The sequence below is a fragment of the Bacillus niameyensis genome, from assembly GCF_001375535.1.
Classification (GTDB): domain Bacteria; phylum Bacillota; class Bacilli; order Bacillales; family Bacillaceae_C; genus Lederbergia; species Lederbergia niameyensis.
The window spans coordinates 2,200,263-2,215,458 of record NZ_LN831197.1 but is presented as its reverse complement, the minus strand read 5'-3'; the positions used below and the strand labels follow the sequence as shown (position 1 = coordinate 2,215,458).

At 40.3% G+C, this 15,196-nt stretch carries 14 protein-coding genes, 2 tRNA genes and 2 rRNA genes (1 of these 18 running past the window's edge); 15 read left to right on the top strand and 3 right to left on the bottom strand.

The features are described from left to right. The 8 genes from BN1243_RS23130 to tsaD all read left to right on the top strand — a co-directional run. Positions 1-2,234: ribosomal RNA gene (locus BN1243_RS23130) — 23S ribosomal RNA — on the top strand; it begins 2,393 nt to the left of the window's first position. Positions 2,235-2,364: 130 nt separating this feature from the next. After that, positions 2,365-2,480 (top strand): 5S ribosomal RNA (gene rrf, locus BN1243_RS10385). Between the two features lie 435 nt (positions 2,481-2,915). Continuing rightward, positions 2,916-2,989 (top strand) — tRNA-Met (locus BN1243_RS10380). A gap of 26 nt (positions 2,990-3,015) precedes the next feature. Further along, positions 3,016-3,092 (top strand) — tRNA-Asp (locus BN1243_RS10375). A 136-nt stretch (positions 3,093-3,228) separates the two neighbouring features. Continuing rightward, positions 3,229-3,699 (top strand): tRNA (adenosine(37)-N6)-threonylcarbamoyltransferase complex ATPase subunit type 1 TsaE, encoded by a 471-nt coding sequence (gene tsaE / locus BN1243_RS10370; RefSeq protein ID WP_062106566.1) that lies wholly within the window; start codon positions 3,229-3,231, stop codon positions 3,697-3,699. After that, positions 3,680-4,381 carry a tRNA (adenosine(37)-N6)-threonylcarbamoyltransferase complex dimerization subunit type 1 TsaB gene (tsaB, locus tag BN1243_RS10365; protein WP_062106564.1) on the top strand — a complete coding sequence of 234 codons (702 nt, stop codon included), beginning with the start codon at positions 3,680-3,682 and terminating at the stop codon, positions 4,379-4,381. The genes tsaE and tsaB overlap by 20 nt, the downstream gene beginning before the upstream one ends. Beyond that, entirely contained in the window at positions 4,374-4,841 is a 468-nt protein-coding gene (gene rimI / locus BN1243_RS10360; RefSeq protein ID WP_062106562.1) for a ribosomal protein S18-alanine N-acetyltransferase, read from the top strand. Before tsaB ends, rimI begins: the two co-directional genes overlap by 8 nt. Further along, positions 4,841-5,860: a tRNA (adenosine(37)-N6)-threonylcarbamoyltransferase complex transferase subunit TsaD gene (tsaD, locus tag BN1243_RS10355; protein WP_062106560.1), complete on the top strand. Its 1,020-nt coding sequence runs from the start codon at positions 4,841-4,843 to the stop codon at positions 5,858-5,860. The genes rimI and tsaD overlap by 1 nt, the downstream gene beginning before the upstream one ends. Positions 5,861-6,234: 374 nt before the next feature. Here tsaD and BN1243_RS10350 read toward each other — a convergent pair whose 3' ends face one another. After that, complete coding sequence (locus BN1243_RS10350) at positions 6,235-8,166, bottom strand: ABC transporter ATP-binding protein (protein ID WP_062106557.1); 1,932 nt, start codon at positions 8,164-8,166, stop codon at positions 6,235-6,237. A gap of 129 nt (positions 8,167-8,295) precedes the next feature. On the opposite strand from BN1243_RS10350, the gene moaC reads away from it, so the two are divergent. From moaC to tatC, 4 genes are all read left to right on the top strand, one after another. Beyond that, positions 8,296-8,781: a cyclic pyranopterin monophosphate synthase MoaC gene (gene moaC / locus BN1243_RS10345; protein WP_084781878.1), complete on the top strand. Its 486-nt coding sequence runs from the start codon at positions 8,296-8,298 to the stop codon at positions 8,779-8,781. A 95-nt stretch (positions 8,782-8,876) separates the two neighbouring features. Beyond that, on the top strand, positions 8,877-9,542 hold the full coding sequence (locus BN1243_RS10340; RefSeq protein ID WP_407638886.1) for a redox-sensing transcriptional repressor Rex: 666 nt from the start codon (positions 8,877-8,879) through the stop codon (positions 9,540-9,542). 49 nt (positions 9,543-9,591) lie between these two features. Further along, on the top strand, positions 9,592-9,768 hold the full coding sequence (locus BN1243_RS10335; protein WP_062106554.1) for a twin-arginine translocase TatA/TatE family subunit: 177 nt from the start codon (positions 9,592-9,594) through the stop codon (positions 9,766-9,768). An 8-nt stretch (positions 9,769-9,776) separates the two neighbouring features. Further along, on the top strand, positions 9,777-10,517 hold the full coding sequence (tatC, locus tag BN1243_RS10330; protein ID WP_407638855.1) for a twin-arginine translocase subunit TatC: 741 nt from the start codon (positions 9,777-9,779) through the stop codon (positions 10,515-10,517). 45 nt (positions 10,518-10,562) lie between these two features. Here the strand turns inward: tatC and BN1243_RS10325 are convergent, their stop codons facing one another. Further along, positions 10,563-10,757 carry a YdiK family protein gene (locus tag BN1243_RS10325; RefSeq protein WP_062106550.1) on the bottom strand — a complete coding sequence of 65 codons (195 nt, stop codon included), beginning with the start codon at positions 10,755-10,757 and terminating at the stop codon, positions 10,563-10,565. Next, positions 10,754-11,491: a CPBP family intramembrane glutamic endopeptidase gene (locus BN1243_RS10320; protein WP_062106548.1), complete on the bottom strand. Its 738-nt coding sequence runs from the start codon at positions 11,489-11,491 to the stop codon at positions 10,754-10,756. Before BN1243_RS10320 ends, BN1243_RS10325 begins: the two co-directional genes overlap by 4 nt. A gap of 333 nt (positions 11,492-11,824) precedes the next feature. Here BN1243_RS10320 and groES point away from each other — a divergent pair, with 333 nt between their 5' ends. From groES to BN1243_RS10305, 3 genes are all read left to right on the top strand, one after another. Continuing rightward, a complete protein-coding gene (gene groES, locus BN1243_RS10315; protein ID WP_062106546.1) occupies positions 11,825-12,109 on the top strand; it encodes a co-chaperone GroES in 285 nt (94 codons plus the stop codon). A gap of 46 nt (positions 12,110-12,155) precedes the next feature. Further along, the gene (groL, locus tag BN1243_RS10310; RefSeq protein WP_062106544.1) at positions 12,156-13,784 is read left to right on the top strand and encodes a chaperonin GroEL; all 1,629 of its coding nucleotides are present in this window, start codon (positions 12,156-12,158) and stop codon (positions 13,782-13,784) included. 428 nt (positions 13,785-14,212) lie between these two features. Further along, positions 14,213-15,085: a hypothetical protein gene (locus BN1243_RS10305; RefSeq protein ID WP_062106542.1), complete on the top strand. Its 873-nt coding sequence runs from the start codon at positions 14,213-14,215 to the stop codon at positions 15,083-15,085. The last annotated feature ends 111 nt before the right edge of the window (positions 15,086-15,196 follow it).

Genomic DNA, 15,196 nt, shown 5'->3' with positions numbered 1-15,196 from the left:
ATATAGTATGAGGTCGTAGACCCGAAACCAGGTGATCTACCCATGTCCAGGGTGAAGGTAAGGTAACACTTACTGGAGGCCCGAACCCACGTACGTTGAAAAGTGCGGGGATGAGGTGTGGGTAGCGGTGAAATTCCAATCGAACCTGGAGATAGCTGGTTCTCTCCGAAATAGCTTTAGGGCTAGCCTTGAGAAAGAGTCTTGGAGGTAGAGCACTGTTTGGACGAGGGGCCCTCATCGGGTTACCGAATTCAGACAAACTCCGAATGCCAAAGACTTGATTCTCAGGAGTCAGACTGCGAGTGATAAGATCCGTAGTCGAGAGGGAAACAGCCCAGACCGCCAGCTAAGGTCCCCAAGTATCCGTTAAGTGGAAAAGGATGTGGAGTTGCTTAGACAACCAGGATGTTGGCTTAGAAGCAGCCACCATTTAAAGAGTGCGTAATAGCTCACTGGTCGAGTGACTCTGCGCCGAAAATGTATCGGGGCTAAACGGATCACCGAAGCTGCGGACTGACACCGTAGGTGTCAGTGGTAGGAGAGCGTTCCAAGGGCTGTGAAGCCAGACCGGAAGGACTGGTGGAGCGCTTGGAAGTGAGAATGCCGGTATGAGTAGCGAAAGAAGGGTGAGAATCCCTTCCACCGAATGCCTAAGGTTTCCTGAGGAAGGCTCGTCCGCTCAGGGTTAGTCGGGACCTAAGCCGAGGCTGAAAAGCGTAGGCGATGGATAACAGGTCGATATTCCTGTACCACCTCCCCGCCGTTTGAGTAATGGGGGGACGCAGGAGGATAGGGTAAGCGCGCTGCTGGATATGCGCGTCCAAGCCGTTAGGCTGAAGAGGAGGCAAATCCTTCTCTTTAAAGCGGAGCGGTGATGGCGAGGGAAATATAGTACCGAAGTTCCTGATTCCACACTGCCAAGAAAAGCCTCTAGCGAGGCGGGAGGTGCCCGTACCGCAAACCGACACAGGTAGGCGAGGAGAGAATCCTAAGGTGATCGAGAGAACTCTCGTTAAGGAACTCGGCAAAATGACCCCGTAACTTCGGGAGAAGGGGTGCTCTTTTGGGTGAAAGCCCGAGAGAGCCGCAGTGAATAGGCCCAGGCGACTGTTTAGCAAAAACACAGGTCTCTGCGAAGCCGCAAGGCGAAGTATAGGGGCTGACGCCTGCCCGGTGCTGGAAGGTTAAGAGGAGTGCTTAGGCGCAAGCCGAAGGTACGAATTGAAGCCCCAGTAAACGGCGGCCGTAACTATAACGGTCCTAAGGTAGCGAAATTCCTTGTCGGGTAAGTTCCGACCCGCACGAAAGGCGCAACGATCTGGGCACTGTCTCAACGAGAGACTCGGTGAAATTATAGTACCTGTGAAGATGCAGGTTACCCGCGACAGGACGGAAAGACCCCGTGGAGCTTTACTGCAGCCTGATATGGAATGTTGGTGCAGCTTGTACAGGATAGGTAGGAGCCGTCGAAGCAGGAGCGCCAGCTTCTGTGGAGGCATCGGTGGGATACTACCCTTGCTGTACTGACATTCTAACCCGCACCCGTGATCCGGGTGGGAGACAGTGTCAGGCAGGCAGTTTGACTGGGGCGGTCGCCTCCTAAAGAGTAACGGAGGCGCCCAAAGGTTCCCTCAGAATGGTTGGAAATCATTCGCAGAGTGTAAAGGCACAAGGGAGCTTGACTGCGAGACCTACAAGTCGAGCAGGGACGAAAGTCGGGCTTAGTGATCCGGTGGTTCCGCATGGAAGGGCCATCGCTCAACGGATAAAAGCTACCCCGGGGATAACAGGCTTATCTCCCCCAAGAGTTCACATCGACGGGGAGGTTTGGCACCTCGATGTCGGCTCATCGCATCCTGGGGCTGTAGTCGGTCCCAAGGGTTGGGCTGTTCGCCCATTAAAGCGGTACGCGAGCTGGGTTCAGAACGTCGTGAGACAGTTCGGTCCCTATCCGTCGCGGGCGCAGGAAATTTGAGAGGAGCTGTCCTTAGTACGAGAGGACCGGGATGGACGCACCGCTGGTGTACCAGTTGTCTCGCCAGAGGCATAGCTGGGTAGCTATGTGCGGAAGGGATAAGTGCTGAAAGCATCTAAGCATGAAGCCCCCCTCAAGATGAGATTTCCCTTGGTTTATACCATAAGACCCCTGAAAGATGATCAGGTTGATAGGTCCGAGGTGGAAGTGTGGCGACACATGGAGCTGACGGATACTAATCGGTCAAGGGCTTAATCAAATGAATGTTTTTCAATTACTACTTCTCTTTTATCTGGTTTTGAGGGAATGAACCTCATTAAAAGGATCTTCTGCTAAGATCGCTCACGTCCTGTGAGCAACGCAGAAGTCAGCACATCCTGTGCAAGTAGTCTGGTGACGATAGCGAAGAGGTCACACCCGTTCCCATCTCGAACACGGCAGTTAAGCTCTTCAGCGCCGATGGTAGTAAGGGGCTTCCCCTTGTGAGAGCAGGACGTTGCCAGGCGATCAAGGCATCCAAATGTGGGTGTCTTTTTTTATATAAACCGAAGGTTTACACATTATGAAGTAGCCTGAAAAATTATCCCCTTAAACAAGCGAGGATCAGGAGGACCAAGAAGATCAAGGAAGTGAGGGAGAGAGACTCGGAATGGGCTATGCTCACGAGAATCGATCTAGTGAACCTGACGAAGAGATGAGATTTGTCGGTAGATTGAGTGCCCTTTTTATTTGTGCAAAGTTTTAGAGGAACAGCTTATCAATTAAAGGCTTAAGAAATGAGTTTTTTAAAATAGCATTACTTTTTTTAGTGAATTTAAAATTTTCCTGGTGAATAAATGAATCTTTTTATAAAAAGCACTTGATTTATGATGGGAATTCATGTAATATAAATAATGTTGTTAAGCAAATAACTTAACTTAACTTATTTTATTTTAATCGTCGCGGGGTGGAGCAGTCTGGTAGCTCGTCGGGCTCATAACCCGAAGGTCGTAGGTTCAAATCCTACCCCCGCAATCTTTAAAAGATACATAAGAATCATTGGTCCGGTAGTTCAGTTGGTTAGAATGCCTGCCTGTCACGCAGGAGGTCGCGGGTTCGAGTCCCGTCCGGACCGCCACTTATAAACGAACAATGGTTCGTTTTTTTGTTGTGTTCAAAACTTTTATAAAAATAGGTTCCATAGATAGCTTTTTTGCGCATTATACAATTTTCATGTAAACTTGTAATTGCAAAATAGTAAAGGGAGAGTTTGAATGCAGATTTATGAATTCAAATCGAATGGATCGGAAGAAACCCTTTCGATTGCTAAGAATCTAGGTAACCGACTTGAACCAAATGACCTTATCTTACTTGAAGGTGATCTTGGAGCGGGTAAGACGACATTTACAAAAGGGTTAGCTGCTGGATTAGATATTCAAAGAAATGTGAACAGTCCAACGTTCACTATCATAAAAGAGTATCATGGAAGGCTTCCACTTTATCATATGGACGTGTATCGAGTCGAAAATGAATTTGAAGATTTAGGAATAGATGAATACTTTGATCGGGATGGAGTAACTGTGATCGAATGGGCTCATTTAATCGAAGAGCAGTTGCCAAATGAAAGCCTCGTCATATATTTATATCACGAGGGGGAAGATCGCAGAAAAATAGTATTCAAGCCAACAGGGGCTAGATACGAAGCGCTATGTAAGGAGTTTTGGAATGAAAACTTTAGCGATTGATACATCTAATGAGGTGCTAGGAGTTGCGTTGTTGAGCGAAGAAGCCCTTATTGGAGAGTATATAACAAATATGAAAAAGAACCATAGTGTTCGAGTCATGCCAGCGATTGAGAAGTTGCTTTCCGACTGTGAAACCTCAACAGCAGAATTGAGTAAAATCGTTGTGGCAAAAGGACCTGGTTCTTATACGGGAGTTAGGATTGGGGTTACGATTGCAAAAACAATGGCTTGGAGTTTAGGTATCCCTTTAGTCGGTGTTTCTAGCCTTGCTGCATTGGCAGCATCTGCACGCTATTTTGACGGCTATCTTGCTCCGCTTTTTGATGCGAGACGTGGGCTATTATTTACTGGCTTGTATCAATATAAAGATGGAATACTTGAAACTGTAAAAGATGATCAAAATATTTCTGCAAAGCAATGGGCAGAGCTATTAAAAGAATTAAATAAGCCTGTTTTATTTTTGGGTAATGATGTTCATATTCATCAGGAAACTTTTCAAGATATTCTTCACGAAAAGGCTTTTTTTTCCGGAATAACTGAAAATAATCCACGTCCTGGAGAACTTGGAAAGCTTGGAATTCGATTAACAGAAGACGATGTTCATTCTTTTGCCCCTAATTATGCTCGACTTGTTGAGGCAGAGGCAAAGTGGCTTGAAAAACAGGGGGATTCCCATGATTGAACCATCCCAAAGTCAGGTTAAGGTAACATTTCGGGTTGCAACAGAGAAGGATATTGATCAGATTGTGCATATTGAACAAAAGTCTTTTACTGTTCCGTGGCCTAGGGAGGCTTTTTATCAAGATATTCTAACAAACCGTTATGCTTTGTATTTATTAATGGAAGAAAACGGTGTTGTAATTGGTTATTGTGGAGTATGGCTTGTTATTGACGAAGCTCATATTACCAATATTGCTGTCTTACCAGAGTATCGTGGAAAAAAACTTGGTGAAACATTGTTAAAAAAAATGATGGATATTGCAATTGAAGCAGGAGCTGAAACGATGACTTTGGAAGTGAGAGTCTCGAATACTCCAGCTCGTTCGCTTTATAAAAAGCTTGGTTTTCAAGAAGGCGGCATTCGGAAAAATTACTATACGGATAATCAAGAAGATGCGCAAGTTATGTGGGTGAAATTATAATGGAAAAAGATTTAATCATTTTGGGCATTGAGACAAGTTGTGATGAAACTGCTGCAGCAGTTGTGCGAAATGGGAAAGAGCTTCTTTCTAATGTTGTAGCCTCGCAAATTGAAAGTCATAAACGATTTGGAGGAGTTGTTCCAGAGCTTGCTTCCAGACATCATGTTGAGCAGATCACAATCGTTATTGAGGAGGCTTTAGCAAACGCTGGAATTTCTTTTAAAGACATAGATGGGATTGCTGTTACGGAAGGGCCTGGATTAGTCGGTGCCTTACTAGTCGGAGTCAATGCAGCTAAGGCATTAGCTTTTGCTCACCAAATTCCGCTTGTTCCTGTTCATCATATTGCCGGTCACATTTACGCTAATAGACTAGTTTCGGAATTAAAGTTTCCCCTGCTATCGCTCGTCGTCTCAGGTGGCCACACAGAGCTCGTACTTATGGAAAAGCATGGATCCTTTAAAGTTATCGGAGAGACTCTGGATGACGCTGCAGGAGAGGCCTATGATAAGGTGGCTCGTACACTAAAGCTTCCGTACCCTGGTGGACCTCATATTGATCGTCTTGCACATGAAGGTAAACCAGTTATTGATTTACCAAGAGCATGGTTAGCTGAGGGCTCGTATGATTTTAGTTTTAGTGGACTTAAGTCAGCTGTGATCAACACATTGCATAATGCTGAGCAAAGAGGCGAAATTATTTCTCAAGAGGATCTTGCGGCGAGTTTTCAAGCGAGTGTCATCGAAGTTTTGACGAAAAAAACCCTTCGCGCAGCTAAGGAGTTTCAAGTAAAGCAAGTTTTAGTAGCTGGTGGGGTAGCAGCAAATAAAGGCTTGCGAGCCGAACTAGAGTCAGCATTTGTAAAAATGCCTGATATCGAGCTTGTTATACCTCCATTACATCTTTGCACAGATAATGCAGCTATGATCGCGGCAGCAGGAAGTGTTCTTTTTGAATTAGGCAAAAGAGGAAAAATGGATATGAACGCTTATCCAGGATTAGATATTGAAAACTTTTAATAAGTCTGAGAAGAACCGGGAATAAACTGCCCGGTTTTTCTTTCTGTAAATCCCTTGTGGATAAAAATGTGGGTAACTTGGACCGACAGGATTAGAAAGACTTTCACACCGGGTATTCGCATTTTTTGTGGAAAACCCCTGCTAATCCTGTGGATAATGTGTATAACTGTGGTGGAACCTGATTTATAGGTGTTAATAATGTGTGTAACTCTGTGGATATAGTGTGAGATGTAGTTTTGAAATAACAAACGTCTTTTCACTTTAGCCAATAAAAATGGGATTCATCCGTTACGCAGCTCGGAACTTCGCTCAAAAAAGAAGTGTCCAAAGTCAGTTCTTCGACCTTGGGCACTTCTACTTACAGAGGACACTATTTAAAGCAAGAGTTCAGAAAGCTCAGTCCACTCTTCAAATAGCTGTTCGATCTCATTCTTTAATTCTTCAATCTCTTTATTTATCGAGAGAACCTGCTCATGATCTTCAAAAACTTCGGGTAAACATAATTGTTCTTCAAGAGCTGCGACTTTTTCTTCTTTTTCATGAAGTCCGACTTCAATTTCTTCCACTCTTCGCTTTCGCTGTCTCTCTAATTTCTTCGCTTCCTTGTCTTGTTGGAATGAAGATTTTCCTCCTGTTGAAGTCATTATTCGTTCTGTCTTTTTCTCTTCTTCAAGTTTGGCAAGCTCCAGCATTTCTTGCTTTTTCTCTACATAGTAATCGTAGTCACCTAAATATTCCGTTGTTCCATTAGAAGAAAGTTCAATTACTTTTGTCGCTAGCCTGTTGATAAAATAGCGGTCGTGGGATACAAAAAGAATGGTGCCGGGATAATCAACAAGGGCATTTTCCAACACTTCTTTACTATCTAAATCCAGATGGTTTGTAGGCTCATCAAGAATTAAAACATTTGCTTTTTCGAGCATCAAAATAGCTAAGGCGAGGCGTGCTTTTTCTCCACCACTCAAAGAGGATACGGTTTTTAGAACATCATCACCACTGAATAGAAAATGACCAAGTGTTGTTCGGATTTCTTTTTCCTGTTTTAAAGGGTAACGATCCCAGAGTTCTTGTAAAACGGTCTTATTGGAAGAAAGCACGGCTTGCTCCTGATCATAGTAACCGAAAGTAACATTAGCTCCATATTCAATAGTGCCTGAAAGAAGCTGGAGTTTTTGAATAATTGTTTTCAAAAGAGTTGATTTTCCAATTCCATTAGGACCTACAAGAGCAACACTGTCTCCACGCCAAATATCGATTGCAATGTTTGTCGCTAGCGGTTGGTCTTTATACCCAATGCTAGCATCTCTAATCTTTAATACATCATTTCCACTTTGTCTTTCTATATCAAAGGAAAAGTTTGCAGATTGTTCTCCTTCGTTTGGCCTGTCCATAATTTGAATTTTTTCGAGCTGTTTTCGGCGGCTTTGCGCTCTCTTAGTTGTAGAAGCACGAGCCAAATTTCGCTGAATAAAATCCTGCATTTTTGTGATTTCATCTTGTTGTTTTTCGTAGCGTTTCATATCACGCTCATATATTTCTGCTTTTTGTTGCAAATATTTACTATAGTTTCCGTGGTAGTTCGTGATTTCATGCCTAGATAACTCATAGACTTGATTGACTACTTTATCAAGAAAATAACGGTCGTGGGAGACGATTAAAATCGCCCCTTCATACCCTTGTAAATATTGTTCAAGCCATGCTAGTGTATCAATATCCAAGTGGTTCGTAGGCTCATCCAAGATTAAAATATCCGGTTTTTTTAATAAGAGTTTCGCTAAAGCTAATCTTGTTTTTTGTCCTCCGCTTAATGTAGAAATAGATGTTTGATAATCCTGCTCGTAAAATCGCATTCCATGAAGAATAGAACGAATATCGGCTTCATATTGATAACCGCCAGCTTCTTTAAAATTCACCTGTAACTTATCATATTCCTTTAATAATCGGTCTGCTTGCTCTTGATTTTCGTAAATAACAGGATTGGACATCGCTAGTTCTAAATTGCGAATCTCTGTTTCCATTTTTCTTAAGTCTTCAAAAACAGATAGCATCTCATCCCAAATCGCTAACGTGGACTCAAGACCTGTGTTTTGAGCTAAATAACTGAACGTGACGTCTTTTGGTTTAACAATTTGTCCTGATTCATGAGAAAGCTGTCCGGCAATAATTTTTAATAATGTTGATTTTCCAGCACCGTTTCTGCCAACAAGCGCAATGCGATCTTTTGATTTTATTTCCATCTTTATATTGGATAAAATTAACTCCGCACCAAAGTATTTTGTTAATTGCTGTATTTGTAAAAGCATCATTGCTATTCACCCCTATATTCATAGATAGTTTACCGCAAAAATAGGAACTGGGGCAATCTTTCCTCATGTTTGATAGAAAAAGTAGGACAGCTCAAATAAAATGGTGTATGATAAGAAGGGGTGCTATTCGTGAAGAAGTTAACACATATTAATGAAGAAGGACGAGCTAAAATGGTTGATGTCAGTGACAAACCTGCAACAGTACGTACGGCCATTGCTCATTCAAGCATAGAAGTAAATGAGTTCATTTACGGACAGATAATGAATCAACAAATAAAAAAAGGTGATGTACTTGCAGTTGCCCAAGTTGCCGGCATTATGGCTGCTAAAAGGACATGGGAAATCATTCCAATGTGCCATCCTATCCCCTTAAAAGCGATTGATTTATCGTTTAGCTGGAAACAAGAAGAAGCGCAAAAGTGGATATTGGAAATTCAATCAACCGTTAAAACAATTGGTCATACAGGAGTAGAAATGGAAGCCCTCACAGCAGTTTCAACAGCAGCTTTGACCGTTTATGACATGTGCAAGGCAATTGATAAAGGAATGGTCATTGGTAAAACATATCTGGTTGAGAAAACGGGCGGAACTTCGAGTCAGGATTATAAAAGGTAATATGTGAAATACGATGATATAGAGAATGAATAACAAAAAGAGAGTGCACCATAGACTAGAATGGGGGTTTGAAAATGAGTGATGAAACAACAACTATGAAGATACCGCAGGCAACGGCCAAAAGATTGCCATTATATTATCGCTTTATTAAAAACTTACATGCTTCTGGAAAGCAACGTGTTTCTTCAGCGGAGCTTAGTGAAGCAGTCAAAGTAGACTCTGCAACGATCCGAAGAGACTTTTCTTATTTCGGTGCGCTTGGAAAAAAAGGATATGGGTATAATGTTAACTATCTGCTTTCTTTCTTTGCGAAGACTTTGGATCAGCATGAAGTTACTAAAGTCGCTTTAATTGGGGTCGGGAATCTTGGAACGGCCTTTCTTAACTATAACTTCTTGAAAAATAACAGCACGCAAATTGCGATGGGGTTTGATGTCGATTCTGAAAAAATCGGAACTACCATTAGCGATGTTCCAATCTATGATTTAGCCGATATGGAAGAACATCTTAATGAAGAAGAGGTAAGTGCAGTAATTTTGACTGTACCAGCAACTGTAGCTCAACAAGTGACTGATCGGCTAGAAAAAACAAGTGTAAAAGGAATTTTAAACTTTACACCAGCTAGACTAAGTGTACCGCCTGCGATTCGTGTGCACCACATTGATCTAGCAGTTGAATTACAATCTCTTATTTACTTCTTGAAAAATTATCCGAATCCTGACACGGAAAATTCACAAGAAACAAATGATGTTGATAGATAATTTTTACTTAATCCGTTACAATAAAGATTAAATGAGGAGGTGGGCGCAAATGGGAGCAGGCGGAGGCAGTATACTTGTTATTGCACTTGTCGCATTGTTAATTTTCGGCCCTAAGAAGTTACCTGAATTAGGAAAAGCAGCAGGTAGCACTTTACGTGAGTTCAGAAACGCAACAAAAGGTTTGGCTGACGAAGACGAGAAGGATAAAAGTGACGCTAAGCAATGATGGGATGAATGGCCATGAACGATAATATGACGATTATAGAGCATATAGAAGAACTCAGAAAACGGCTGATTATCATAGTCGTTTTCTTCGTTATTGCTTCAATTGCGAGTTTTTTTATCTCTCAGCCTTTAATTAAATTACTTCAAGATGGAACACTAGCTCAAGAATTAACGATGAATGCATTTAGACCTACGGATCCTTTCAAAGTATATATGCAAATGACATTTTTACTTGGATTTCTGTTAACTTCACCAGTGATACTATATCAATTATGGGCTTTTATTAGCCCGGGCTTACTAGAAAGAGAACGAAAAGTAACACTAGCTTATATTCCAGTGGCTTGTATTCTTTTTTTAACTGGCCTTTCGTTTTCTTACTTTGTTTTATTTCCATTTGTTATTAAATTTATGCTTAATTTATCTGGTAACATGGATATTCAAACAACTATCGGAATTAGTGAGTTTTTCCAGTTTTTATTTCAGATTACAATTCCATTTGGCATCCTTTTTCAATTACCAGTTGTAATCCTTTTTCTTACGCGACTCGGAATTATTACACCAGAATTTCTATCAAAAGTACGTAAATATGCATATTTTGTACTGTTAGTAATTGCCGCTTTTATAACTCCGCCAGATTTACTTTCACATATGATGGTAACAGTGCCGTTGTTGATCCTTTACGAAATCAGCGTCTGGATTTCCAAAATTGGATATAAAAAATCAAAAGCCGCAGCAGAACAGAAAGACTAAAATGGAAACAGCAGGGAATCTCTCAGTTATCAGATTCCCTGCTGTTTATTTTTTTCTCTTTTTTAACTTGAAATGCCAGCCAATCATTCTAAATCCAGCTCCGAAATCTATAGTGGCAAAGATTAATAATACGTATACGAAAAAGTTCCAGCCGTTTGTCGTAACTTGTTGAATGGCAAAAAAGGTAAATATCACTCCAAGTACAATATAAAGTACACCAGAAAAGAAAGGTGTCCTCATCCGAACATCCCTCCAATCCAACCTTGAATCTGCTTCGATCCATTGTTTAGCATCTCAGGGTCTAGCAAGAGCATATTAACAGCAACAATGGTATTCATCATCATGTGAGAGATAATCGGAACAATAATTCTTTTTGTTTTGACATATAAAAAGGAAAAAGTGAACCCCATCGCAGCGTATAAAAGTAGATGAACAGGTTCCATATGAGCAATCGAAAAGGCTAAAGAACTTATTAGGGCAGCAGCCCAAAATGGAAAACGATTATAAAGAGCTCCAAAGATGATTTTTCGGAAAACAATTTCCTCTAAAATTGGCCCAATGATAGAACTTACTAAAAGAACCATTGGCATTTTTTGAATCATGTCCATAATAACCTGGGTATTTTCTGAACCAGGATTAATTCCAATTAGCGTTTCGATGTTAACAGCAACTAATTGGGAAAAGATAGCGAGAAAGATTCCACCAATCGCCCAGACAATCGCAGGACCTAATGGCATGGACTCCTCTTTTTCTATCTTTGTATAAGGTTCGGATTTTTTTAGAAGAAGGAGAATGATGAATAGCCCAACTATAAAACTAAAAACGATCCAAATCCCTTGTGCCCACATTTCCATCGCGGTAGGTTCAATATCAAACAGTAGAACTCCTGCAAAAAATAGTAGTGGCACGCCGATGATTGAGGAAAGATGCATAGCAACAAAAGTAATCACTATATATATAAATTTTTTTTTCATACAAAAGTCCCTTCATCCTGCAAAATTAAAAATGGCGCAAGCCTAAACTTTATTTTACTAATAAACTGTGTGGCATTCAATTGGAAAGCTTGTAAGGTAGAGAAAGAATCATTATGAATAGTTTATAATAAAATTTGTAAAATATGGGAATCTTATGATGAGATGCAATGCGAAAATTGTAGAGTAGTGGGGAAATAATTTTTACGAAAAAAATAAGTATGAGGCTTGCATTTCATGCGTGAATTCATTATCATAATAAATGTGTTAGCACTCAAGTGAATCGAGTGCTAATAAAAAATATATTCTACATATTTTTTAAGGAGGTTGTTTCACTTGTTAAAACCACTAGGTGATCGTGTCATTATTGAACTGGTAGAATCGGAAGAAAAAACGGCAAGCGGTATCGTTCTTCCTGATACAGCCAAGGAGAAGCCACAAGAAGGTAAGATTGTTGCTGTCGGTACTGGCCGCGTGCTAGATAGCGGTGAGCGTGTAGCTCTTGAAGTTTCCGAAGGTGACCACATTATTTTCTCTAAATATGCTGGTACAGAAGTGAAATACCAAGGAACAGAATATCTGATTCTTCGTGAATCTGACATATTGGCAGTAATTGGATAATTTACTTGATATTATTCTATCATAAACTTGGGGAGGGTATTGAATAATGGCAAAAGAAATGAAATTCTCTGAAGATGCTCGCCGTGCTCTGCTTCGTGGTGTAGATCAGCTAGCAGATGCCGTTAAAGTTACATTAGGACCTAAAGGACGCAACGTCGTTCTTGAGAAAAAATTCGGTTCTCCACTTATTACAAATGATGGTGTGACAATCGCTAAAGAAATTGAACTTGAAGATGCATTTGAAAACATGGGTGCAAAGCTTGTTTCTGAAGTAGCTAGCAAAACAAATGATGTTGCTGGTGACGGTACAACAACTGCAACTGTACTTGCACAAGCAATGATCCGTGAAGGATTGAAAAACGTTGCTGCTGGTGCAAACCCTGTTGGCGTGAAAAAAGGAATCGAAAAAGCTGTTGTTACAGCTATCGAAGAACTTCGCGCAATTTCTAAGCAAATTGAAGACAAAGAATCGATTGCTCAAGTTGCAGCTATTTCTTCTGGTGATGAAGAAGTTGGTCAACTAATTGCTGAAGCAATGGAACGCGTTGGCAACGACGGTGTTATCACAATCGAAGAATCTAAAGGTTTCACAACTGAACTAGATGTAGTAGAAGGAATGCAATTTGACCGTGGTTATGCATCTCCATACATGGTAACAGATTCTGATAAAATGGAAGCTGTTCTAGATAATCCATACATCTTGATTACCGATAAGAAAATCACTAATATCCAAGAAGTGCTACCTGTTCTTGAACAAGTTGTTCAACAAGGTAAACCACTATTGATGATTGCTGAAGATGTAGAAGGAGAAGCTCTTGCTACTCTAGTACTAAACAAACTACGTGGAACATTTAATGCAGTAGCTGTTAAAGCTCCTGGATTCGGTGACCGTCGTAAAGCAATGCTAGAAGATATCGCTATTTTGACTGGCGGACAAGTAATCACAGAAGAACTTGGACTAGATCTTAAATCTGCAACAATCGAATCTTTAGGTCAAGCATCTAAAGTTGTTGTTACAAAAGAAGCAACAACAATCGTTGAAGGTGCTGGAGAAAGTGCTGAAATCGGTGCGCGTGTGAATCAAATCCGTGCACAAATTGAAGAAACAACTTCAGATTTCGATAAAGAAAAACTACAAGAGCGCCTAGCTAAATTAGCTGGTGGTGTAGCGGTTATCAAAGTTGGAGCTGCTACTGAAACTGAGTTGAAAGAACGCAAACTTCGTATCGAAGACGCATTGAACGCAACTCGTGCAGCTGTTGAAGAAGGTATCGTTTCCGGTGGGGGAACAGCCCTTGTTAACGTTTATAACAAAGTCGCTGCTGTTGAAGCAGAAGGCGATGTAGCAACAGGTATCAACATCGTTCTTCGCGCTCTAGAAGAGCCAGTTCGTCAAATCGCTCACAATGCTGGTCTAGAAGGATCTGTTGTTGTAGATCGCTTGAAGAAGGAAGAAATCGGCATTGGTTTCAACGCTGCTACAAACGAGTGGGTAAACATGATCGACGCTGGTATCGTTGACCCAACTAAAGTAACTCGTTCTGCACTTCAAAACGCAGCATCCGTTGCTTCCATGCTTCTAACAACTGAAGCAGTTGTAGCTGACAAGCCAGAACCAGAAGCACCAATGATGCCTGATATGGGCGGAATGGGTGGAATGGGCGGCATGATGTAATGATTCCCTGAAACCTTGATATAGCAAGGTTTCACTGGGTATCAAAAATTCCCATGACAACATTTTGGCAACATTTATATTATGATGTGATTATCCACATAAAATAAGCCCCCTCAGTGAGGGGGCTTATTTTATGGATTTTCTAGATAAATTACAATTTCTCCCCTTTAACGCTCTCTCTTTTACCCATACAGGAGAGTCTTTTCCCCAATAATTTTAACCCTTCTAAATGTTAGGTGTTGCCAATATAAAACCCTTACCAATATTTTGTAACTCAAAACTTAATTAATACAACTGTCATTGTACAAATGCGTAATTTAAATTGAATCATTAACCAGTAAAAAGGTGTAATATGCTATTGTCTAATAATGTTTTATAACTTACAATAAGAGAAGGTACGTTCGTGTCAAGTTGGAGGTGCTGTAAGAATGATTGAATTATTCTCAAGTAGAGAGATTGCAATGGGGATATGGATAGTCATTTTTTTCATATTGATATTTATTTTGGCTGTTAAGTCTACTAGCGTCAGAGAATCTATTTATCACCTAATACGGACGACAACCAATAAATACATCATTATATTTTTTGGCACTATAATTGCTTACGCTACAATTTGGATTAAATTATCATCCACCTTGTCTGTATGGGATTGGAAATATTTAAAAGATATTATTTTTTGGGTGTTATTTGTAGGCGTGCCATTTTGCTTTAATGCTGTCACTGAAAAGAGTGAGTCCTATATTGGGAATGTTATCAAGAGTAATTTTAAGTTTACTATCTTTTTAGAGTTCCTTATCGGGACTTACACATTCACACTTGTAACGGAGTTGGTTTTAATCCCTATTGCAACTTTACTGATTTTATTTAATGCGGTAGCGGCAACGGATAAATCTTATATTTCGGCTGAAAAGTTCATCTCATTTTTGCAAGTAGTACTTGGTTTTTCTGTTCTTTATTTTGCAGTGAAAAGTGCCATTGAACATTATATTGAATTAAATAGCATAGATCATCTTATTACTTTTAGTATCCCGATTATAATGACATTTCTTTTTTTACCATTAGCATATCTATATGCGATTTATGCAGAGTATGAAATTTTATTTAAGATAATGAAGTTCAGAGTACCTAATGAGAGAAAAATAAAAGGAAGAGTAAAATGGAGGATTTTAAAAGTATGTAAGTTTTCGAAAAAAAAGGTATATGCATTTAAAAGTAATTATTTAGCGGTAATTTATACTACCATGAGTGAAGCAGAATTTGATGATACTATTGAACGGTTCCGCCTTTCTTATAAAGAATAAGTTAACTTTATTAAAAAATAATATAGAACCAAAGGTTGCTGTATTGTACCCTAATTAAGGCTTTAAAGTTACTAGAAAAATGGGGAGATTTAAATTTAAACGGAAATTTTC

Coding starts and splice junctions, on each gene's coding strand:
- tsaD (WP_062106560.1), top strand. CDS start 4,841: ATGGAAAAAGATTTAATCATTTTGGGCATTGAGACAAGTTGTGATGAA.
- BN1243_RS10305 (WP_062106542.1), top strand. CDS start 14,213: ATGATTGAATTATTCTCAAGTAGAGAGATTGCAATGGGGATATGGATA.
- BN1243_RS10325 (WP_062106550.1), bottom strand. CDS start 10,757: ATGAGGACACCTTTCTTTTCTGGTGTACTTTATATTGTACTTGGAGTG.
- BN1243_RS10320 (WP_062106548.1), bottom strand. CDS start 11,491: ATGAAAAAAAAATTTATATATATAGTGATTACTTTTGTTGCTATGCAT.
- rimI (WP_062106562.1), top strand. CDS start 4,374: ATGATTGAACCATCCCAAAGTCAGGTTAAGGTAACATTTCGGGTTGCA.
- tatC (WP_407638855.1), top strand. CDS start 9,777: ATGGCCATGAACGATAATATGACGATTATAGAGCATATAGAAGAACTC.
- BN1243_RS10350 (WP_062106557.1), bottom strand. CDS start 8,166: ATGATGCTTTTACAAATACAGCAATTAACAAAATACTTTGGTGCGGAG.
- BN1243_RS10340 (WP_407638886.1), top strand. CDS start 8,877: ATGAAGATACCGCAGGCAACGGCCAAAAGATTGCCATTATATTATCGC.
- groL (WP_062106544.1), top strand. CDS start 12,156: ATGGCAAAAGAAATGAAATTCTCTGAAGATGCTCGCCGTGCTCTGCTT.
- tsaB (WP_062106564.1), top strand. CDS start 3,680: ATGAAAACTTTAGCGATTGATACATCTAATGAGGTGCTAGGAGTTGCG.
- BN1243_RS10335 (WP_062106554.1), top strand. CDS start 9,592: ATGGGAGCAGGCGGAGGCAGTATACTTGTTATTGCACTTGTCGCATTG.
- tsaE (WP_062106566.1), top strand. CDS start 3,229: ATGCAGATTTATGAATTCAAATCGAATGGATCGGAAGAAACCCTTTCG.